The organism is Emticicia sp. MM, assembly GCF_001649495.1.
Genome location: NZ_LXHX01000100.1, coordinates 22,954 through 44,415, shown reverse-complemented (window position 1 = coordinate 44,415; position 21,462 = coordinate 22,954). Strand labels below are relative to the sequence as shown.

At 38.4% G+C, this 21,462-nt stretch carries 21 protein-coding genes and 1 tRNA gene; 12 read left to right on the top strand and 10 right to left on the bottom strand.

Annotated elements, in window-relative coordinates:
* Positions 1 to 75: 75 nt before the first annotated feature.
* Positions 76 to 906: a 30S ribosomal protein S2 gene (rpsB, locus tag A6M55_RS12835; RefSeq protein ID WP_064197995.1), complete on the top strand. Its 831-nt coding sequence runs from the start codon at positions 76 to 78 to the stop codon at positions 904 to 906.
* 105 nt (positions 907 to 1,011) lie between these two features.
* Positions 1,012 to 1,842, top strand: coding sequence for a translation elongation factor Ts (gene tsf / locus A6M55_RS12830; RefSeq protein ID WP_064197994.1), 831 nt, complete (start codon positions 1,012 to 1,014; stop codon positions 1,840 to 1,842).
* 72 nt (positions 1,843 to 1,914) lie between these two features.
* Here the strand turns inward: tsf and A6M55_RS17640 are convergent, their stop codons facing one another.
* Genes A6M55_RS17640 through A6M55_RS12820 form a run of 3 tightly spaced genes read right to left on the bottom strand, consistent with a single transcriptional unit; the run spans position 1,915 to position 3,380 of the window.
* Positions 1,915 to 2,043: a hypothetical protein gene (locus A6M55_RS17640; protein WP_255364420.1), complete on the bottom strand. Its 129-nt coding sequence runs from the start codon at positions 2,041 to 2,043 to the stop codon at positions 1,915 to 1,917.
* Complete coding sequence (locus tag A6M55_RS12825; protein ID WP_064197993.1) at positions 2,040 to 2,630, bottom strand: zeta toxin family protein; 591 nt, start codon at positions 2,628 to 2,630, stop codon at positions 2,040 to 2,042. Before A6M55_RS12825 ends, A6M55_RS17640 begins: the two co-directional genes overlap by 4 nt.
* Positions 2,631 to 2,681: 51 nt before the next feature.
* Positions 2,682 to 3,380, bottom strand: a complete 699-nt coding sequence (locus A6M55_RS12820; RefSeq protein WP_082893016.1) for a porin family protein — start codon at positions 3,378 to 3,380, stop codon at positions 2,682 to 2,684.
* A 217-nt stretch (positions 3,381 to 3,597) separates the two neighbouring features.
* Between A6M55_RS12820 and A6M55_RS12815 the strand changes: the two genes are divergently transcribed.
* Both A6M55_RS12815 and A6M55_RS12810 read left to right on the top strand, forming a co-directional pair.
* A complete protein-coding gene (locus A6M55_RS12815) occupies positions 3,598 to 4,953 on the top strand; it encodes a methyltransferase RsmF C-terminal domain-like protein (RefSeq protein ID WP_064197991.1) in 1,356 nt (451 codons plus the stop codon).
* A 159-nt stretch (positions 4,954 to 5,112) separates the two neighbouring features.
* On the top strand, positions 5,113 to 6,270 hold the full coding sequence (locus tag A6M55_RS12810) for an iron-containing alcohol dehydrogenase (protein WP_064197990.1): 1,158 nt from the start codon (positions 5,113 to 5,115) through the stop codon (positions 6,268 to 6,270).
* A gap of 61 nt (positions 6,271 to 6,331) precedes the next feature.
* Here the strand turns inward: A6M55_RS12810 and A6M55_RS12805 are convergent, their stop codons facing one another.
* From A6M55_RS12805 to A6M55_RS12795, 3 genes are all read right to left on the bottom strand, one after another.
* The gene (locus A6M55_RS12805) at positions 6,332 to 7,672 is read right to left on the bottom strand and encodes a thioredoxin family protein (RefSeq protein WP_064197989.1); all 1,341 of its coding nucleotides are present in this window, start codon (positions 7,670 to 7,672) and stop codon (positions 6,332 to 6,334) included.
* 142 nt (positions 7,673 to 7,814) lie between these two features.
* Positions 7,815 to 8,846: a PmoA family protein gene (locus tag A6M55_RS12800; protein WP_064197988.1), complete on the bottom strand. Its 1,032-nt coding sequence runs from the start codon at positions 8,844 to 8,846 to the stop codon at positions 7,815 to 7,817.
* Between the two features lie 191 nt (positions 8,847 to 9,037).
* The gene (locus tag A6M55_RS12795; protein WP_064197987.1) at positions 9,038 to 9,772 is read right to left on the bottom strand and encodes a DUF2490 domain-containing protein; all 735 of its coding nucleotides are present in this window, start codon (positions 9,770 to 9,772) and stop codon (positions 9,038 to 9,040) included.
* A gap of 346 nt (positions 9,773 to 10,118) precedes the next feature.
* Between A6M55_RS12795 and typA the strand changes: the two genes are divergently transcribed.
* From typA to proB, 3 genes are all read left to right on the top strand, one after another.
* The gene (gene typA, locus A6M55_RS12790) at positions 10,119 to 11,939 is read left to right on the top strand and encodes a translational GTPase TypA (protein ID WP_064197986.1); all 1,821 of its coding nucleotides are present in this window, start codon (positions 10,119 to 10,121) and stop codon (positions 11,937 to 11,939) included.
* A gap of 157 nt (positions 11,940 to 12,096) precedes the next feature.
* Positions 12,097 to 12,630, top strand: a complete 534-nt coding sequence (locus A6M55_RS12785; RefSeq protein ID WP_229235530.1) for a transposase — start codon at positions 12,097 to 12,099, stop codon at positions 12,628 to 12,630.
* Between the two features lie 79 nt (positions 12,631 to 12,709).
* Complete coding sequence (proB, locus tag A6M55_RS12780) at positions 12,710 to 13,744, top strand: glutamate 5-kinase (protein ID WP_064197996.1); 1,035 nt, start codon at positions 12,710 to 12,712, stop codon at positions 13,742 to 13,744.
* A 104-nt stretch (positions 13,745 to 13,848) separates the two neighbouring features.
* On the opposite strand, the gene A6M55_RS12775 is transcribed toward proB, so the two are convergent.
* Positions 13,849 to 13,920 (bottom strand) — tRNA-Arg (locus tag A6M55_RS12775).
* Between the two features lie 113 nt (positions 13,921 to 14,033).
* On the opposite strand from A6M55_RS12775, the gene A6M55_RS12770 reads away from it, so the two are divergent.
* Positions 14,034 to 14,420: a hypothetical protein gene (locus tag A6M55_RS12770; RefSeq protein ID WP_064197984.1), complete on the top strand. Its 387-nt coding sequence runs from the start codon at positions 14,034 to 14,036 to the stop codon at positions 14,418 to 14,420.
* Positions 14,421 to 14,505: 85 nt separating this feature from the next.
* On the opposite strand, the gene A6M55_RS12765 is transcribed toward A6M55_RS12770, so the two are convergent.
* The 3 genes from A6M55_RS12765 to A6M55_RS12755 form a co-directional block, all read right to left on the bottom strand.
* Entirely contained in the window at positions 14,506 to 15,021 is a 516-nt protein-coding gene (locus A6M55_RS12765; protein WP_064197983.1) for an acyl-CoA thioesterase, read from the bottom strand.
* Between the two features lie 24 nt (positions 15,022 to 15,045).
* On the bottom strand, positions 15,046 to 15,630 hold the full coding sequence (locus A6M55_RS12760) for a methyltransferase (RefSeq protein ID WP_064197982.1): 585 nt from the start codon (positions 15,628 to 15,630) through the stop codon (positions 15,046 to 15,048).
* Positions 15,631 to 15,733: 103 nt separating this feature from the next.
* Positions 15,734 to 16,231: a rhodanese-like domain-containing protein gene (locus tag A6M55_RS12755; protein WP_064197981.1), complete on the bottom strand. Its 498-nt coding sequence runs from the start codon at positions 16,229 to 16,231 to the stop codon at positions 15,734 to 15,736.
* Between the two features lie 220 nt (positions 16,232 to 16,451).
* On the opposite strand from A6M55_RS12755, the gene A6M55_RS12750 reads away from it, so the two are divergent.
* From A6M55_RS12750 to tatC, 4 genes are all read left to right on the top strand, one after another.
* Positions 16,452 to 18,914 carry a penicillin acylase family protein gene (locus A6M55_RS12750; RefSeq protein WP_064197980.1) on the top strand — a complete coding sequence of 821 codons (2,463 nt, stop codon included), beginning with the start codon at positions 16,452 to 16,454 and terminating at the stop codon, positions 18,912 to 18,914.
* Positions 18,915 to 19,028: 114 nt separating this feature from the next.
* On the top strand, positions 19,029 to 19,385 hold the full coding sequence (locus tag A6M55_RS12745) for a hypothetical protein (RefSeq protein WP_156511056.1): 357 nt from the start codon (positions 19,029 to 19,031) through the stop codon (positions 19,383 to 19,385).
* Positions 19,386 to 19,537: 152 nt separating this feature from the next.
* Complete coding sequence (locus A6M55_RS12740; RefSeq protein ID WP_064197978.1) at positions 19,538 to 20,140, top strand: OmpH family outer membrane protein; 603 nt, start codon at positions 19,538 to 19,540, stop codon at positions 20,138 to 20,140.
* Positions 20,141 to 20,211: 71 nt separating this feature from the next.
* Positions 20,212 to 21,087 (top strand): twin-arginine translocase subunit TatC, encoded by an 876-nt coding sequence (gene tatC, locus A6M55_RS12735; RefSeq protein WP_064197977.1) that lies wholly within the window; start codon positions 20,212 to 20,214, stop codon positions 21,085 to 21,087.
* Positions 21,088 to 21,462 lie beyond the last annotated feature (375 nt).

Sequence of the window (21,462 nt, the reverse complement as noted above, 5' to 3'; positions counted from 1 at the left end):
GACAGCACTTAATCGTGTCCGGTGTGCTGTGCTGCGTAGTTTAATTTATTATTTACATCTTACTAATTTAGTCAAATGGCACAATTAGAGTACAAAGAATTATTGGATGCAGGTGTACACTTCGGTCACCTTACCCGTAAATGGGATCCAAAAATGGCACCGTATATCTTCATGGAGAAAAACGGTATCCACATCATCGACCTTAACAAAACACTTGCTTGTCTTGAAGACGCTCAAGAAGTTGTAAAAGGAATCGTTCGTTCTGGACGTAAAATCATGTTCGTAGCTACGAAGAAACAAGCTCAAGAAATCGTTGCTGAAGAAGCACGTCGCTTGAAAATGCCTTACGTAACTGAGCGTTGGTTAGGTGGTATGCTTACAAACTTTGCAACAATCAAAAAATCTTTGAAAAAATTGCAAAACGTAGAGCGTATGTTGAAAGACGAAGCTACTGCTAAAAATATAGCAAAGCGTGAGCGTTTAATGCTTGACCGTGAGCGTATCAAACTTGACAGATTGTTGGGTGGTGTTGCTGACTTGTCGAGACTTCCTGCTGCTTTGTTTGTTGTTGACGTTAAGCGTGAACACCTTGCAGTTTCAGAAGCTCACCGTTTGGGTATTCCAGTAATCGCCATTTGCGATACTAACTCAAACCCTGAGGCAGTTGAGTATCCAATCCCAGGAAATGATGATGCTTACAAATCAGTAGCCTTGATTACTTTGGCTATCGGTAAGGCTATCGAAGAGGGTATCATGGAGCGTAAAGTTGACAAAGACAACGCTGCATTACAAGACGAAGAAGATGCAAAACGTGCAGTTGACGAAGCAAGAGCAATTATCTCACCTGCGGCTGAAGCTGTGGTAGAAGAAACTCCTGCCGTAGCTGAAGACGAAACAGAAGCTTAATATAAGGCTAATGATATAATTCAGATAGAATAGCCCGAAGCGAAAGTTTTGGGCTGTTCTGTTTCAAAAGAAAACGTATTAATACAAACTTAATAAAAACATAAAATGAATATCACAGCAGCAGATGTAAACAAACTCCGTCAGATGACAGGAGCGGGTATGATGGACTGTAAAAAAGCTTTGACAGAAGCAGAAGGCGATTTCGACAAAGCAGTAGAGGTTCTTCGTAAAGCTGGACAAAAAGTAGCAGCAAAACGTGCTGACAACGAAACAAATGAAGGATTGGTATTAATCGATGTAAGCGATAGCGGTAAAAGTGCAAAAATTATAGCTCTTGCTTGCGAAACTGAGCCAGTTTCTAAAGTTGAGGTTTTCCGCACTTTGGCAGAAGATATTTTACAAGTAGGTGTGAAACACCACACAAAAGATGTAGCAACTTTGATGACTCAACCAATGGCTGATGGCCGTTCGGTAGAAGAAGCGATTCTTGAATTAGTTGGTAAAATCGGTGAGAAAATCGTTATCACTGACTTCCAACACGTTGAAGCTGAGCAAGTTGTATCATATAGCCACTCAACTGGTAAATTAGGTGTATTGGTAGCTTTTGATAATACTCAAGGAACTGATGTAACTGAAGTTGGTAAAGACGTAGCAATGCAAATTGCGGCGATGAAGCCAGTAGGTCTTGACAAAGACGATGTTGACCCAGCTATCGTTCAAAAAGAAATCGAAATCGGTATGGAAGTTGCTCGCCAAGAAGGTAAAGCAGAAGCCATGTTGGAGAAAATTGCAATGGGTAAATTAGGTAAATTCTACAAAGAAAATACTTTATTGAACCAAGTTTTCGTAAAAGATAATAACTTGACAATCGCTCAATTATTAGAATCAACTTTGAAAGGCTTGAAAATCACAGCTTTCAAAAGAGTTCAAATCTAATAGTCCACGGACGATTAATTTTAGGGGAGTCTTCGCTTTGAGCGAAGCCCCCCTTTTTGTTTAGAAGAACCTTTATTTTTTATCTTTTAATGCTTCTTTACGCTTCTTTTCTTGTTCTAATTCAGCAGGAATATGAGCGTAGGCTTTGAGAAGTCCTTTATGAATATTCTCAAGAAGAGGGTCACGTTTTAATATTTTCATGTTTCAGTATTGCTAATGTTATTCAATATATTCCAAATTTCAACATTCTCAACTACAACCATTTCTTTTGGAAATTGCTCTGCAATGAGTTGAGGATGCCCCAATGTATAATCTGAGTTGTCATAAATTGACCATTTATCAACAATCGGCAAAAAAAGATTCATCAGGTTTCTTATCCCACTTTCATAACGTCTTCCGATAACTTCTTCAGGAATATTATGCCCTCCTTGACGAACTCTTCGAGCTACCCTTTCAACAGCTTGGTCAGCATTTTCAAGCCAAAAATAGACCAAAACAACTTCATAAGCAAGATTCTGAGCTTTCTTAACTAATTCAACGTAGCTTTTGGTAGCCAATGTTGTTTCTATCACAAAATCTATTTGTTTCTCTAAAGCTACATTAATTTCCTTGAGCATTTGCCTACCCGCCTGAATGGCCACACTTTCAGGAGAAACAGGGTTTAGTTGAGCTGCAATTATATCGGCATTCAGAAAGGTTTCAATTCTGAAAACATCGGGTAAAAGCACCTTTGCGGCAGTAGTCTTGCCCGCCCCATTGCAACCTGCTATGATGTATAAATTAGGCATTCTTAGATTTAATTTGGTCAAATTTACTAAAAATACCTAATTCGACAAGTTTTAAACCTCTCTCAGCTCCGACCTCAAAGCAAACGATAAACCCACCGAAAAACCTACGGTTTGATTTCTTACGGGCAATTGCACCAAAGGCAGATTCAACACACGAGAAAACCCATGTTGATAGCGACCTTCCATGAAAAACTTGCCATTTCTGAACGGAATTTCATAACCCAAAGCCCCTACCCCACTAAATTCTGCATCTTTAAAGAGTCCTGTTCCAAGTCCCGTACGAATCGGGAAGATATTTAGCACTCGAATAACGGTTCTGGAATCAAACAAATAGCCAACCGATGGCCCAAGCAGAATGTAAGCATGACCTTGGTTTGAGTCTCCAAGTTTGAATTTTGCTAAAATTGGTACTTCTAAATGATTGTTTTTCAAAGCTATTCTTCCCCCAATTGGAATATTGATTCCGAATAAATTTTCACCTCCACTCACATTAAAAGATTCATTTATTACAACGCCTTTTTGAGTAAAAGCCAATTCAGGTTGAATCGAAATTCGGTCAGAAATCGGTAATTCTACAAAAATAGCACCCGATGGAGCAGGTAAAAGTTTAAAATCAGGAGTGATATTTTCAATCAATTTGAATTTTGTCATGCTCGAACCAGTAACGCCTCCACGCACACCAACAAAAATTTGGGCAAAAGTAAAATTTGCCAGCAATACAAATACAAGTGTTTTGAACATTGTTCTCATTTTAGTAATCAGTTTTAGTTAAATTTGTAAAAAAATGAGTAATATTCTCGAATAGGCAATTTGGTTAAATTAATTTGACAAAAGATTATTGACAAGAGACAAAAGAAAGAAAAATTGAAAAGCTTTGTTCTCATGTCTTTTGTCTCACTTCTCACATCTTTCTTCAAAATGCCATTAAGACATCGAGCGTTGCACTTTTACTGTTAATGAAAAGTAAATGAATTTACCCGAAAATTTTGTAGCCCAAATGCAGCACATCCTTGGTGCTGAATATTCGACTTTTGCCGAAAGTCTCGAACAAGAAACGCCAACAGCTATTCGACTGAACCCACGTAAAAAGGTCACAAACGATGTTCTATTCGATCAAGAAACCGAACCAGTAAAATGGAATGCCGATGGTCGATATTTACCCCAAAGACCTAGTTTCACGCTTGACCCTGCCTTTCATGCAGGAGCATATTATGTGCAGGAAGCATCATCAATGTTTGTGACCGAAGCCGCCAAACAAACCCTTGATTTTGAAAAACCACTCAGAGTCATGGATTTATGTGCCGCCCCTGGTGGAAAAACTACGCTTTTGGCTTCGTTGCTCAATGAAAAAAGCCTTTTGGTAGCCAATGAAGTGATTAAAAGTAGGGTTGCTCCTTTGAAAGAAAATCTCGAAAAATGGGGTTTTCCGAACTACATCGTAAGCAACCATGACCCCGAAGACATGATTGATTTAGAAGGCTTTTTTGATTTAGTTCTGACCGATGCACCGTGTTCGGGCGAGGGGCTTTTCAGAAAAGACCCAAAAGCTCGGAACGAATGGTCGGAAGATAGCGTACAGCTTTGCTCGGCTCGCCAAAAACGTATTTTACAAGCGGCGGCAATGTTGGTTGCTCCGAATGGTTATTTGTGCTACTCGACCTGCACATATAATGAAAAAGAAAACCAAGAAAATGCAAAATGGCTCACCCAAACGGCTGATTTTGAAGAAGTTAAGCTAACTATTCCTGCCGAATGGAATATTACCGAGAAAAGTTTTGGTTATCAGTTTTATCCGCATAAAACCAAAGGTGAAGGCTTTTATTTGGCTATTTTCAGAAAAACACAAGGTTCAAGAGCCGAAGTAAGAGGAAAAGTAAAGTTTAACCGTGTTCCACAAAAAAAGGTTGAATTATTAAAAAAATGGCTGGCAAACCCTGAAAACTTTGATTTCTATGAAAAGCCAGAAGGAGCAATCGTAGCGATTCCGACAAATTTGGCCAACGAATACTCTACGATTTTGAGAGTTTTACAAAAACGCTCGTCGGGTTTTGAAATTGGACAGTTTAAGGGTGAAGATTTTATTCCAAGCCACGATTTGGCTTTGAGTACGGCTATTTCAACAGATTTGCCTTTTATCGAATTAACAAAAGATGATGCCTTGAAATTTTTAAAAAAAGAACAGATTTCGGTTGAAAATGAACAAAATGGTTGGCTTTTAGCTCGTTATGAAGGCTTAAATCTGGGTTTTATGAAAGTTATTGGCAATAGAATGAATAATTACTTGCCTAAAGAATGGCGAATTCGGATGGATATTCCTGAGTAATTTTTCACCACGGAGGCACGAATTACATGGATTGACACTGAGATAAATTCTGTGAAACTTTGTGTAATCTGTGCCTCCGTGGTTATTTAATATTTTTTAGAAAAACTTTATTCAAAATAGCATTGTTTGTAATAGATAGAATCATCAAACAAAAAGCTAATGTTTAATAATTTCGTCTATCAAAATCCAGTAAAAATACTTTTTGGCAAAGGCCAAATTGCCCAACTGAGCAAGCAAATACCAGCTGATGCAAAGATTTTGCTTACTTATGGCGGTGGAAGTATCTTCCAAAATGGGGTTTATGAGCAAGTAAAAAAAGCCCTCGAAGGCAGAAATATCGTAGAATTTGGCGGTATTGAAGCCAATCCAACTTACGAAACACTCATGCAAGCCGTTGAATTGGGGCGTAAAGAAGAAATAACTTTCTTACTGGCCGTTGGTGGTGGCTCGGTGCTTGACGGAACCAAATTTATTGCCGCAGCCATTCCGTTTGAGGGTGACGATGCTTGGCAAATTGTAACAGGACAAACAAAATATAAGACAGCCATCCCGTTGGGTTCGGTGCTTACTTTGCCCGCAACTGGCTCAGAAATGAATTATTATGCCGTAATCAGTAAGAAATCTACGCACGAAAAGAAAGGAATGGGTGGGCCATTAGTTTACCCAAAGTTTTCGATTCTTGACCCTGAAACTACGTATTCGCTACCGCCACGCCAAATAGCCAACGGTATTGCCGATGCTTTTACGCATACAATGGAGCAATATATGACCTACCCTGTCGATGCTCAAATTCAAGACCGTTTTGCCGAATCAGTCATTCAGACGTTGATTGAGGTTGCACCAAAAACCCTCGAAAATCCGACTGACTATGAAGCTCGTGCCAATTTTATGTGGGCGGCTACGGTAGCACTCAATGGTTGGATTGGTTTGGGCGTGCCGCAAGATTGGGCTACGCACCAAATCGGACATGAAATAACTGCTTTTCACGGTGTTGACCATGCTCGTACACTTGCCGTTGTTTTGCCACATTTATTGAAATACAAACAAGCCGACAAACGAGCAAAATTGATTCAATATGCCAAAAGAGTTTGGAATTTGAGCGGAACTGATGATGAGTTAGTAGCAGGAGCAATTCAGAAAACAGGCGAGTTTTATGAGTCGTTGGGCTTACCAATTAAGGCTTCGGAATATGGCGTAAATCAAGATACGATTGCTAAAATTAAACAGCGTTTTGAAGAGCGAGGAATGAATTTTGGGGAAAAGGCAGATATTACCCCAGAAGTTGTAGCTGAGATTTTAGAAATGAGTATTGCGTGAATTGCGTGAAACGAATTACGAATAAAGGTGGCATATTCTAAAAATATGCCACCTTCATCGTTTATTGCTTCATTTTTTCAAGTGTTTCTTCAAATTTAGTCGTATCAGCTTTCCATAATTTTGCAGTTTCTATCACATCGGTTTGCCATTTGATTGCATCTTCTTTTTGTCCTAATTTGAAAAGTAGCTGGGCGTAGGTGTCCATCATATAAGGGTTTTTCTTTCGTGAAGCATCCATAGACAACACTTCGTTGATTTCTAAAGCTCTTTTTGCCCATTTCAAGGCTTTATTCAACTTATTTAAATCATTTGAATACTCAAAATATCTGTAAGCAATATCATTAAGTTCATCGGCATATTTTTGATAAAATGAATTATAAGATTCAGAAATAAGTGTGTCTTTCTTTGTACTTGCAAGGTATTTACTTCGAGCAATACTATCTCTTTTCAACAGAGTATCAAGGCTTGAAGTCATCAAAGTATAGTTTGCAAATGTTTCTGCCGTACTCAGAAACTTCAATGTATCTTTCACTTCCTTATAAAATCTAAGTATTGTTGTTTGATAAAAAAAACTTCCTTTCTCCCAGTCTTTTCCATGACCATTAGAGACAAAAGTGGCCAAACGACCAGCTAAAGTGCTGTTTTTTTCAGTAGCCGCTTTCCTGAAAGTAGCACCACTAATCTTACTATTTATTATAACTCGTTGATTAAATGGCAAAATTCTAAACAAGCTATCTGTCATTTTTTCAGGTAAAACTGCGTATAATACTTTTCTTATTTTACTATCAATCGGAGAAGCTGTGTTTATCAAAAGTTTTACATTTTCAATCGTTGATAATTCTCCGATTGTATGGAGGTTGATGTATTCTTCTGTTATGCTCTCAACTTCATGCTCGACCGAAATTTTATATTCTATATACTTTTTTAAAAAATCTTTATCTCTATTACCGCTTTTATATTTGGCTTCTAAGTCTCGTCTTACTGGGTCTTTCGCATTTGTAATAGCATTGTCCGCAAGTTCTAAGTACTTATTTTCATCAAAATGACTTTCCCAATCTAACCCTATTAAATCGGCATTGGTATCTAAAAAAATCGAACTTGGAAGAACTCTAAATGTAGTTTTCTTTATTAATTGCTTGTAAATTTTTGACTCCATGTCAACCTCAATAGAGATGAAATTTTGAGCATATTTCTCTCTCAATTTTGTACTACTCAAACCCATTCGGGCAACATCATTACACTGATTACAATTGTCAGATTTGGTCTGTACGAAAATCAATTTATTGCGTGTTTGGGCGGCAGTAAGCAAAGTTTGTAAATCATCAAAACTTTCAAATTTAACTTGCGAGAAACCTAACTGAGTAATTAATAATAGAAATACGAAGAAACTGCGGAGTATCATGAGGTGAATAAAATTAGATGTGTTTGACTGGATTCAGTTGCAATTAAAAAAGTAAACTTCAGAAAGAAAAGGTGTTTGGAAAATAAAAAAACGTGGCACATTCATAAAATGTACCACGTTTGCTTTCTAAAAAACTATAATCTTACTGAACCTTCGCAAAATCGGCAGTTAATTTATTCATTTCAGTGTCTGAAACTTCGCCCGAAGTTACCACTAATCTAAAACGGAAAGTTGTTGATTGATTTGGTGCAAGTTTGAAATTCAAGACATCTTTTCCGTTTGAAAATGCTTTTTGTCCAAGCGGATTTGCCGAGAAAAGACCATAGCCACGTGAATGCCAATAAGTTGGATAACCAACATTTTTGGGGTGGTCGATAATCGCAACCGAAATTTTTTCTTCACCAATTTTTCCACGAAGATTTACCCAATCCGAGCGTTTTGCCCAAGTATCTTCTCCTTCGATTCCTTCTTTATTTCTGTAACTTCCCGTAATTCCAGTATTATCCAACGACGGAACGTTGGTCGCAACACCACTTGCATCAGTAAAAATTTCTGCTTTTGTAGATGGATGTTCCAATTGGCGAGCTAAACGAATCGCAAAAGTACCATCTTTCACATCTTTAAATAAAACTTCTTTATCGGCAGCCGTAAGGGTCGTAATTCTATCGGTAATACGCTGTTTATCAGTTCCTTGAAAAATATAGGTTGTTGTTTCTTTCAGCATCACTTTGCCATCTTTATCGAGCCAATCGGCCGTTACGACCAACGAACCTTTGTTTTTACCCGATTTTACAGACTTAATTCCTGTGTGTACGATTGTTCCATAAACACCCTTCGGATTTGGCGGTGTGTTTGAATTATTCCAGAAATCATGACCGTTTACATCTTCGTAGTTAAACCATACACCTACGTGGTGCGGATGGTCAACACGCTCGCCTGGGCGTGGGTCCATTGGCCAGCCACGAGTGATAAGTGTACCTTCCGATGTACGAACTGGATATAAAACTGCTTTTTTTAGTTTATCTGGGCCTGGATAGATGTAAGAAGTAAAAGCCTTACCATCGACGAGTACATCTACTTTTTTATTAGCATCATCACGAACAATTTTCACAGGCTTTGTTTGTCCGAAAAGAGCAGCAGGAACAAGTGAAAAAAGCAAAAATATTCTTTTCATGAGTTTTGGATTTGGATAGATTAAATAATGTAACAAAGTACGCACTCTTTTTCAAGCATAAAACCCAAATTTTTGCTTTTTTCTAATATTTTTTTGACTTTTAATCAGTTTTCCTTCATAAATGAAAAATATAATCCGCTGACGGATTCCGTAGGAACGTCCAAATTGGACGTTCTGGTGGTCAAACCTCCCTATAAACGCAGCATTAAACCCACTACAAGTGCATTTTCGTTATCAATTTCATCGGTAGTACGGCGACGACGAAAAATATAACGGTAGCCAATTTCTGATTCCAATTTATCAGTAAAATTATGGTTAAACGTCACTCCAAGTTGATTTTGCTCGTATTTTTTGGTAGAATTTGGCGGTGAACCAAACAAAAACTCTTGTAAAAATACAAGATTATTGGCCTGTGAAACAGGAAGACGGTATTGAAAACGTTGACGAAAACGTCCAGCATTGCGGTCAATAAATGAGCGATACTCGTATTGAGTTCGCCATTGAAGCGTTCCTTTATTTATTTTTTTGAAATATTCTATACCAGGAGTAAATCGCCACTCAACGGTTGGAAGTCGTTCAAAATCGGCCTCTTTCCCCAAAATTTGGTAAGCGTGCCAGCGTGAAGCGGCAAAGCTGAATAGCCAGTCTTTACTTCGGTAGCCGACCGATAAACGCTGTGCATCAAGCAATGGTTTGTCTAAAAAATTGATTTTAGATTGACGAAAGTCATTTTGCCGACGATAAGCAACATCACCCGTAAATATCCATTTTCCAACTTGCTTACTGAGTAAAAGTCTCGACCAAACCGAAGTATGATTATACGTTTGAGCATCGCTCGAAAAAGCAAAGAAAAATAGCATCAAACATAATCCGAGTTTTTGATAGACTTGCTTATGAATTTCGAGGTCTTGTTGTACGTTGTTCACTAATGTAATTATCTGATTTACAGGGTTCTAAAAAAATCGACCGCAAAAGTATAACAATAAAAATTAAGGTAAAATTAAAATACCACTAAATCTACCAAATTAGTGAGCAATAAGTCAAAAAACACAAATGTAGAGCTTACTCATACCTACGAAACATTGATTTTCTCGAAAATAATTGTACTATTCTTATTAACAATTTGATAATCAGGGGATTGTGTAGGATAGTCAAGGTTTTGTCATTTATATTGCCTAGTTTTGCGGTTTATTTAAGAAAGGTGTTGTTCGTCTTTGTTTATCAGTTGTGAATGGTAAATGTTGATGCACAACGAATTAACAAATACATTTAATGAATAATATCAGAAACATCGCCATTATTGCCCACGTTGACCACGGTAAAACTACATTGGTTGATAAAATCATTCATGCGTCAAAACTTTTCAGAGATAACCAAGAATTTGGTGACTTAATTCTCGATAACAACGACCTTGAGCGTGAGCGTGGAATTACTATCGTTTCGAAAAACGTATCAGTAAGATATAATGGCGTAAAAATTAACATCATTGATACCCCTGGTCACTCTGACTTTGGTGGAGAAGTGGAGCGTGTATTGAAATTAGCCGATGGCGTAATTTTATTAGTGGATGCTTTTGAAGGACCAATGCCACAAACACGTTTCGTGTTAGGTAAAGCCCTTGCATTGGGTTTGAAACCAATCGTTGTTGTAAATAAAGTTGACAAAGAAAACTGTCGACCTGACGAAGTTCACGAGCAAGTTTTCGATTTGATGTTTAACCTTGAAGCAACCGAAGACCAACTCGACTTCCCTTGCCTTTATGGTTCATCAAAACAAGGTTGGATGAGTACGGATTATACCAAACCAACAACCGACATCGTTCCGTTATTAGATGCTATCATTGAGCATATTCCAGCTTCACCAGTAGTTGAAGGAACAGCCCAAATGCAAATCACATCACTTGATTATTCTTCGTTTGTTGGACGTATCGCTATCGGTCGTGTAGCTCGTGGAACTTTGAAAGAAGGTATGCAAGTAGCACTTTGCAAAGCTGACGGCACAATCAAACGTAATAAAATCAAAGAATTACAAGTTTTTGAAGGTCTTGGTAAAGTAAAAGTTGCGGAAGTAGGTTCGGGCGAAATTTGTGCAGTAACAGGTATCGAAGATTTTGAAATCGGTGATACTATTGCTGACATGGAAAACCCAGAGGCTTTACCACGTATCTCAATTGACGAGCCTACGATGAACATGTTGTTTACGATTAATAACTCTCCTTTCTTCGGAAAAGAAGGTAAATTCGTAACATCACGCCACCTTCGTGACCGTTTGATGAAAGAAACAGAGAAAAACTTGGCTTTGAGAGTGCAGACAGGTGATACTGAAGATAAATTCTTGGTATTTGGTCGTGGTATTCTTCACTTATCAGTTCTTATCGAAACGATGCGTCGTGAAGGATATGAGCTTCAAGTTGGACAACCACAAGTATTATACAAAGAAGGAGAAAACGGCGAGCGTCTGGAGCCAATCGAAACATTGGTTGTTGATGTACCAGAAGAAACAGCAGGAAAAGTTATCGAATTAGCAACACAGCGTAAAGGTGAGTTGTTGATTATGGAGCCAAAAGGCGACTTACAACACCTTGAGTTCAATATTCCATCTCGTGGTTTGATTGGTTTACGTTCAAGCGTATTGACAGCTACTTTCGGAGAAGCGATTATGAACCACCGTTTCAAATCGTATGAGCCATTCAAAGGTGCAATTCCTGGCCGTGTAAACGGTTCGTTAATTGCCAGCGGAAATGGTCCAGCTACTCCGTATTCAATTGATAAATTGCAAGATAGAGGTGTATTCTTTATCGACCCAAGTGAAGAAGTTTACATGGGAATGGTAATTGGTGAGCATAACCGTCAGAACGACATCGTTGTAAACGTACAAACTGCGAAACAATTAACCAACATGCGTGCTTCGGGTTCTGATACTAACGTGAAGATTGCTCCAAAAATCAACTTCTCTTTGGAAGATGCAATGGAATATATCCAAAAAGACGAATATTTGGAAATCACGCCAAAATCAATTCGTATGCGTAAGATTTACCTTGACGAAAACGAGCGTAAACGTGCAGAAAGCAAAAATGCTTTTGCAGGAGCTTAATTTCTGAGAAATATACAAAAGCCTTGATAGTCGGAAGATTATCAAGGCTTTTTTTGTGTAGTCTGAAAATTGTACCTTTGCCATTGTCACTGTGGATATTCCGCCATTGTCAGTGTCCCCACTGACAATTCATTATTCATAAAATTCAATCAAAAACATGCAGTTTTCATCAATGGAAATCGGTTTCGTTTATTTTTATACTGCAACTATTCTAAACTGGAAAAAGTTACTCGAACCAGATAAATACAAAGCTATCATCGTTGATAGCGTAAAACATTTAGTTGATAAAAAGAAAATAAGAGTTTACGGTTTTGTCATTATGCCCAATCATATACATTTGATTTGGGAAATGCTCGCAAAAAATGGAAGAGAAATGCCCCATGCAAGTTTAATGAAACACACAGGACATTTATTTTTAGAAGATTTACGAGAAAATTACCCCCAAGTTCTTCCATTTTTTGTAGTCGATTCAAGTACACGTATGCATCATTTTTGGCAGCGAAATAGTTTACCATTCTTGCTCAATAATGAAAAAACGCTGCTCCAAAAACTTGACTATATTCATAACAACCCAATACAAGAAAAATGGAACTTAGCAATAAGACCAGAAGACTATCGATATTCATCGGCTAAATTTTATATAAACGGCACTGATGAATTCCAATTTTTGACTCATTGGCAAGATAGATAACACTTATTGTCAGTGAGGACACTGACAATGGCTCAAGGCTTTTTTTGTGTAGTCTGAAAATTGTATCTTTGCCATTATGATTCAAAAACCTATTCTTATCCTAAAATTCGGAACGGCATCTATCACTCAAAAAAATGGTGAGCCAGACGAAACCATCATTGCCGATATTGCTCGCCAAGTAGCCATTCTTCATACTGACTATCAAATAGTTATGGTGTCTTCGGGTGCGGTAGGTGCTGGAAAGCATTTCATCAAAAACTATTCGGGAGAAATAGCCGAGCGAAAAGCCGCCGCTGCCATCGGAAACCCACTTTTGTTGAATATTTACTCGAAATATTTCTCGCAGTACGGTATTCAGATTGCCCAAAGTTTGTGCGAACGCCAACATTTTGGCAATCGTGAACAGTTTTTGCAACTCAAAGAAACCTATCAGGAGCTTTGGAAAAATGATATTATCCCGATTGCCAACGAAAATGACGTTGTGAGTAATCGAGAATTAAAATTTTCGGACAATGACGAATTGGCGACGTTAATCGCAACGGGTTTTGGAGCAGAAACACTAATGATTTGCACATCAGTTGGCGGGCTTTTGGACAAAGAGAAAAACATCATTCGCAAAATAGAAACCATTGATAATCAGATTCTTGGATTGGTTGATAATAGTAAATCGGCACTGGGTTCGGGTGGAATGGCTTCAAAACTCACGTTTACGAAATTGGCCACCCGAATGGGAATCAAGGTGATTATTTTCGGTACGAAAGAAACTAATGGTATTTTAAAAGCTATCAAAGGCGAAGCAGGAAGTGAGTTTACAGCCCAAGAAGTGAATCTTTCGTCGAGAAATAAATGGTTGGCCAGCGGAAGCGTAACGGTAGGAACGTTACAGATAGATGCAGGTGCGGCTAAAGCTATTCAAAAACGCAGCAGCTTATTGGCAGTGGGCATTAGAAAAGTAAAAGGAGATTTTGAAGTTGGTGAGGTTGTAGAAATTATTGATAATCATGGCGAAATGTTGGCTGTTGCCCGCACAAAAGTTTCTTCGATTGAGTTAGCAGCCAATCTAAAAACAATCAACTACGAAGTAGCCAATGCCAATGATATTGTATTGATTTGAGTGCATTTACTTAAGTTTTGTCTGCTCTATAAATTCAAGACAACAAAAAAGCCGCTAACTACTTAGTAGTCAGCGGCTTTAATGCATTTAATAATGCATTTATGTGTTCCCGAAGGGATTCGAACCCCCATCGTCAGAACCGGAATCTAAAATTCTATCCATTGAACTACGGGAACCTTTTGTGCAAAGTTACAAAAAATTTCTGCTTCATTTTAAACCTTTTTGACTCTTATTCATCCAAACAATACAAAGCCAGAAAAACTATTCATCTTAAAAACAAAATTTAGCCATGAAAACTTCAATCAAATTACTCGGATTCGCTCTTGCATTAATTGCTTTTTCATATATTGATGCCAATGCTCAAGGTCGTCGTGACCGCAGAGAAGACGTTCGTGACCGTCGTGAAGATGTGCGTGATAAACGAGAAGACCGAAAAGATAAAGCCGAGGACCGACGTGACCGTGCGGAAGATGTACGAGATGCCAAAGAAGATATCAGAGACGCTCGCCATAATGGTGGCAGAAAAGATAAAATGGAGGATATTCGTGATGCGAAAGAAGACGTCCGTGACGCAAAAGAGGATGTAAGAGATAGACATGAAGACCGAAAAGATAAGGCTGAAAACGTACGAGACCGAAAAGAAGATCGCCGTGACCGCCGTCGTGGTACTTATTGATAAATTTAAGTTTTAGGGTTTGTAACGCAAAAAAGACGAGCATTTTACTCGTCTTTTTCTTTTTAAATAACTGCTCAAAAGGCATTTATACCATAAATATCTCTTTCAGTTCTACGGCCTCTTCTGGCTTCATTCTCCCAGCAAGCACAAGTCTCAATTGACGACGACGCAACGCTCCTGCATAAAATTCTTTTTCTTCATCAGTTTCTGGTTCAACTGGTGGTACTTCAATCGGACGACCAGTTTGGTCAACTGCCACAAATGTCAAAAAGGCTTTATTTGTATTTACCTTTGTTCCTGCAGGAATATTTTCAGCCCAAACTTCGACCACTACTTCCATTGAAGAGTTGAAAGCACGTGTCACTTTTGACTGTAACGTAACGACACTCCCGAGAGGAATGGCTTCTTTAAATTGGACATTATCAACCGAAGCGGTCACTACTATTCTATTACAATGTTTTTGGGCGGCTATTGCCCCTGCAATATCGAGTAATCTCATTAAATTCCCTCCCATCAAATTTCCAAGTGTGTTGGTATCATTCGGGAAAATCATTTCGGTCATTACCGTCAATGATTCGTTTGCTTTCTTTGGTTTTGGCATTTCTAAAGTTTGTTGGGAAGTTTTTTATTTGCTTAGAAAATTTATAAATAGTTCATTGCCAGCCCGTGGCGGTACTGAATTGGTACATCTTTCGATAGTTTTTAAATCAAAATATGGAATAAAATAAGGAATATATTCTTCTTTTGTTCCACCAAATGGAGGTCCATCCACAAATTCACGGTCGAATAATAAACCAACTAAGTGTCCAGTCGGTTTGAGTAACTCGCTCATTTTTTCTGCGTATTTGGGGCGTAAGGTTGGGTCAATGGCACAAAAAAATGTTTGTTCAACAATCAAATCGTAGTTTCCTGAGTGTTCAAAAAAATCTTGGTGAATGACTCGACAAACGCCTTTATCAATATAATCTTTGAGTTTTACTTGCAAATTCTGCACTAAAACACCCGAAATATCAATCAAGGTAATATCTGTAAACCCCTGTTGAAGCAAATATTCGGCCTCATAAGCGTTTCCGCAGCCTGGAATCAAAATTGAAATTGATTGAGTGTTTAGCTGGTCGAAGTAAGCTTTCAGAGCTGGGCTAACATTGCCTACATCCCAACCTGTTTGTGATTTTTCGTAGCGTTCGCTCCAATATTGGTCGTTGAGCATAGATTTTTGATTTTTCTGCAAAACAACTAAATATTTCGCAGAAAAACGCCTTTTGCTCAGTTTTGAAGCACTTAATTATGCAATTCTATACAAAAGAAGTATTTTACTCATAAACTTTTTCACCCTTGTTGCACCAGACGCCCCATTTCCAGTTGTAGCCGTGAATTTTATTGGTGGGTTTTCCTGCCATATCATAAACTGGGTTTCCTTGATTGACCCATTCGAAGATGCTTCCATAAAAATTATGGACGTTTTTATAGCCTGCTTGCATTAATTTTTCGCCGATTTTGCCACTTCTCACCCCAATCGAGCAGTAAACCACAATGTTGGCATCTTTCGGTATGGAAGCGACATTTTTCATGTCAAACTTCTCGAAACCTACCCAACGAGCATCTTTTAGGTGGCTTACTTCATATTCTCGTTTTTCACGAGTATCGAGCAGCACCACATTTTTCATTTTCTTAATATCCTCACAACCAACCGTCGGGACTGATTTTGTAACCATTACATTCAATAAGCTATCAAAAGCTTTACTTTTTACTTGTGCGTTGATTGTTTTTGATAAAAACATAAGAAAAATCAAGAAAAGGAATCGGTTCATTCGTATAAATCTTTTGTTTTGTAGATAAAAACTACAAAGCGGTCACATCTTAAAATGTATTTGTTTTTATTCGTAATTCGTAAATCGAATCATTCGTAATTTCTTTCATAACAGACTTTTATCACAAAAAAATCCTAAAAACTCATTAAAAAATAAAATATTTATGCTTTTTTTTCTACTTTCGCAATCGTTAAACTTCTAAACATCCTTAACCAATTCAATGAAATTCGTAAAATTTATCATAAGTCTGATAGCTGCGGCTGGTCTGACTTATGTGCTGAACCGTCCACTCGGAGCAGTTCCTGCTCTCGGCAGGCTATTTAGCCCGTTTGAGGGCTTTTGGCAAAACGGAGAATCGAAACTCGACCTCCCTCCGACCGACCTTCAACTCGAAGGAGTACAAGACGAAGTAAACGTTGTATTCGACGATAACCGAGTACCGCACGTTTTTGCCAAAAACGACCACGATGCTTATTTCACGCAAGGCTACCTTATGGCTCGTGACCGCCTCTGGCAAATGGAGTTTTATACACTCGCTGCTTCTGGTCGATTGGCTGAAGTTGTAGGCGAGCGTGCCTTAGAACTCGACCGATATAGCCGCCGAATGGGTATGGCCGACGCTGCAAAAAAAGTCTATGAAAACGGCAAAACCAACAAAGTTTTTGATGAAGTGCTTAATGCTTACGCTGCGGGCGTAAATGCGTATATTAAGCAACTCAAATACAAAAACCTTCCTGTCGAATACAAAATCATTGGGTATCAGCCAGAAGAATGGTCGCCGTACAAAACCATTCTCATGATGATGAATATGCGTAATGTGCTAAACGGTGGCAGCGACGACTTCCGCATGTCGAATGCTCTTTCAAAATACGGAATGGAAGTTGTGAAAGATTTATTTCCCAATTATCCGAGCAACGAATCTCCAATAATTCCTGTTGGCACAAAGTGGAATTTTACGCCTGTACCAGTGCCAGCAGTTCCTGCACAAACAACTGCCACCTTATCTACCAGCGAAACTGTGGCGTTTGATGTGCCGCAACATTCGCCCGAAATTGGTAGTAATAATTGGGCAGTGGGTGGCGAAAAATCAGCTACTGGATTACCAATCTTGGCCAATGACCCACATTTGCAACTCACCTTACCTTCTATTTGGTACCAAATGCAGCTCTGCACACCAACTATGAATGTGTATGGTGCTTGCTTGCCTGGGGCTCCTGGAGTAGTAATAGGTTTCAATAAAGACGTGGCTTGGGGCGTAACCAATGTTGGCTCTGATGTCATGGATTTCTATCAAATCAAGTTTAAGGATAATACGAAAAAGGAATATTGGTATAATGGTGCATGGAAACCAACTACGATTCGAATCGAAGAATTTGTGGTAAAAGGTCGCCCTGAAGCTTTGAAAGATACTGTTTTCAGTACGCATCATGGCCCAATTGTTTATAATGCAGCTTCTGATAAAAACTTCAATCAAAATGTGCCTGTCGGACACGCCATGCGTTGGGTTGCTCACGAAAAAGAAGGGACTGATTTGATGGCTTTTTACTACTTAAATCGTGCAAAAAACTACGATGATTATCGCAAAGCCCTGACCTATTATGTTGCACCTGCTCAAAACTTTGTTTTTGCGAGTAATCAAAACGATATTTCGATTACACCAAATGGTAAATTGCCTTTAAAATGGGAAGAACAAGGCAAGTTTATCATGGATGGCTCAAATCCTGCCCACGATTGGCAAGGTTGGATTCCTGTTGACCAAAATCCGACGGTAAAAAATCCTCCGAGAGGTTTTGTAAGTTCGGCCAACCAGTTTTCGGCTGATCCAACTTATCCTTATTATTTAGGTTGGAGATTTGCTCCGAGCGAGCGTGCAATTAGAATCAATGAACGTCTCGAAAGAATGCAAAAAGCCACCGTTGATAGCCTAAGAATGCTACAAAATGATAACTTTAATGTAGAAGCTCGTCGAATTTTGCCAGTTTTGATGAAAATATTGAATGCGGATTCGTCAGAAAACAAAAATCCTGCTTACCAAACCTTGGCAAAATGGAATATGAAAAACGATGCCAACGAAGTAGGTGCAACCATTTTTGAGCGTTGGATAAAAGAGCTTCGCTACACGGTTTTTGATGATGAGTTCCCGATGAAAGACCTCAAAGCTCCGATGACTTACCCTTCACGCAACCGAATGTGGGATATGGTTGTGAAAGAGCCAACTGCAAAGTGGTTTGATAACGTTTCGACTAAAAACAAACAAGAAACACTTCAAGATGTGGTAAAACTAAGTTTCAAAGCAAGTATCGACTCTTTGACACAGAAACTTGGCCCGATGAACCCAGAAACTTGGGCATGGAATAAAGTAAAAAGTACAGACATCAATCACTTAGGACGTTTGCCAGGTTTTGGTCGTCAGGACATTCCAAATGGTGGCGGTGCAGGAATTGTGAATGCAACTACCGAACTCAATGGCCCATCGTGGAGAATGGTTGTGCAACTTGACAAAGGCTGGCCAAAAGCGTACGGACTTTACCCAGGTGGACAATCGGGTAATCCAGCGAGTCCATTCTACGATAACATGATTGATAAATGGGCTAAAGGTGAACTCAACGAGCTACTTTTCATGAAATCGAAGGATGAAAAAAGTAGCCGTATTTCGGGAACAGTTAAAATAAGCAAAAGATAGTTCTGAGTTCTGAGTGCTAAGTTCTGAGTCGTGAGTTTTAATCCTTTCGTCTTATGAATTTTGAACCGCTGCGGCGGACCACTCAGAACTCAGCACTCTAAACTCAGAACTCAAATGAATTACATTATCATATTAATCGTCAGTGCAGTTGCACAATATTTTTTACCGTGGTGGGTGGTTGCACCCATTGCGTTTGCCATCGGTGCTTGGAAATCAGAAACCGCTTTCGGAGCGTATGCCGCTGCCGCTGGGGCTATTGCCACACTTTGGGTGGGCTATGCTGCTTTTTTAAATTCAAATAACGAAGGAATTATGGTGCAGAAAATTGGTGGCTTATTCTCTGAAAACATCAAATTCTTGAAAAATCTACCTGTTGTTCCAACATTTTTTACGATTATGGCTATCATTGGCTCACAAGTAGCAGGCCTCTCAGCTATGGCTGGGTATCATTTTAGACAGCTTTTTAAATAAAACTCTTGAAAATCCCTCCGAATCGGGGGGATTTTTTTATATTTGCGAACTTTATTTATTCAAAAACCATTAAAAAAACATCACGAATAGCTTTCTGAGTCAAAGATTCAACTGTCATTTACTCCTTAGCTTGTTTACTAATTTAATTTCTCATGAAAAATCTTTCTTTTGTAGTTCTTTTACTTTCAGTAATTATCTGGGGTTGTGACAAATCTGCTTCTACAGCAACATCTGGTGGCAAGCAAGTGGCTGGTCGTATTGTTTATGTAAATACTGACACACTTTTAAACCAATACGATTATTATAAAGACGTCGTGAAATCTTCTGAAAATAAGCGTTTCCGTCTTGAAACTGACATTGCTAACAAAGCAAAAAATTTCCAAAATAAAGTAGCGTTTTTCCAACAAAAAGTACAACAAGGTGGTATGACGCAAGAGCAAGGACAAACCGCTCAAGCCCAATTACAACAAGAAGAGCAATCAATCATGGCATACCGTGATAAAGCCGCTCAAGACTTAGCAAAAGAAGATGGTAAAAAAACTGAAGATGTATTGAATAATATTCAATCATTCTTGAAAGAATTTAACGCTGGTGATAAATATGACATGGTAATCGGCTACTCGAAAGGTGGTGGTGTATTATTTGCCAAAGAAGATTTAGACATCACGAAAGCCGTTTTGGAAGGTTTGAACAAAAAATACGCAGACGATAAAAAATCGGGTAAAGTAAAAGTTGATACTACTGCAAGTAAATAATTATTAATGCTTAATGATTGATGATTGATGTTTAATTTTACCATTAAACATCAATCATTAACAATTATAATATGCCTTTAGACCAAACACCCTATTTTGATTACGACGACGAAGAAAAGGAATCAGAAGGCAAAGAAATGGGTTTTCTTGACCACCTCGAAGAACTTCGTTGGCATTTAATCCGTGCGGCAATTTCAATAGCTTTATTTATGGTTATTGCCTTTGTTTTCATCGGCGATATTTATAATAAAGTCATTTTGGGCCCTGCAAAAGTTGATTTCTGGACTTACCGAATGATGTGTAAGCTGGCTGATTTAGTTGGAGCTCCAGGGCTTTGCGTAAGCGAACTCAAATTTGAATTAATGAGTCGTGAAGTTTCAGGGCAGTTTGTAATGGCCCTTACTTCGGCGGCAATCATCGGTTTAGTTTTTGCGTTTCCATATGTATTTTGGGAGATTTGGCGATTTGTAAAGCCTGGCTTAAAACCTACGGAAAGTAAATCTGCACGTGGAGCGGTTTTCTATGTAACATTCTTATTCTTTTCAGGCGTATTTTTTGGTTACTTTATTGTCTCTCCACTGGCTATCAACTTTTTAGTTAATTTCCAGATTGACCCAAGTATCAAAAATCAGTTTGATATTGGTTCGTATATTTCGATTTTGGCAACCCTTACGCTGGCCTGTGGAGTAGCGTTTCAGCTTCCAGTAGCCATTTTTGTTCTGACAAAAATCGGAGTAATCGGGCCAGAATTTATGCGTACTTATCGCAAACACGCAGTAGTAGTTATCTTAGTTGTGGCGGCCATTATCACACCATCGCCTGATGTAACAAGTCAGATTTTGGTAGCTTTCCCACTCTATATTTTGTATGAAATAAGTATTGTTATTTCAGCAAGAGAAGAAAAACGAAAATTAGCTGAAGAGAAGGCGGCAGGAATTAAGGATTGATTGTTTAAAGATACATCCATCCTTAAAAACATATCATTTGAAGAAGTGAAAATAATATTAAAACAGTAGTAGCGTGAGTTACTACTGTTTTTTTTGCGAGTACATTTAAGAAGGAGAGTTTTATAAATTTGGATTTTTATTACTGTAAGCTTAAATTGATTTTAGGCTTTGTCCAAACCTATCAAACCATTTACTCTACAACTTCGTAATAGCCTAAGGTGTAAGCGGTTTGGCAATACTTTAAAGTAAGTCTTTTACTCCTTAAATAGCATACGTTCCTTAAGCTATTCCAATAGATAATTCTCCTCATTCTATTTATTGTACTATCTATAGTTTTAAATTCAACTGTAGTCTTCCCCTACTCTCTCTATAAAA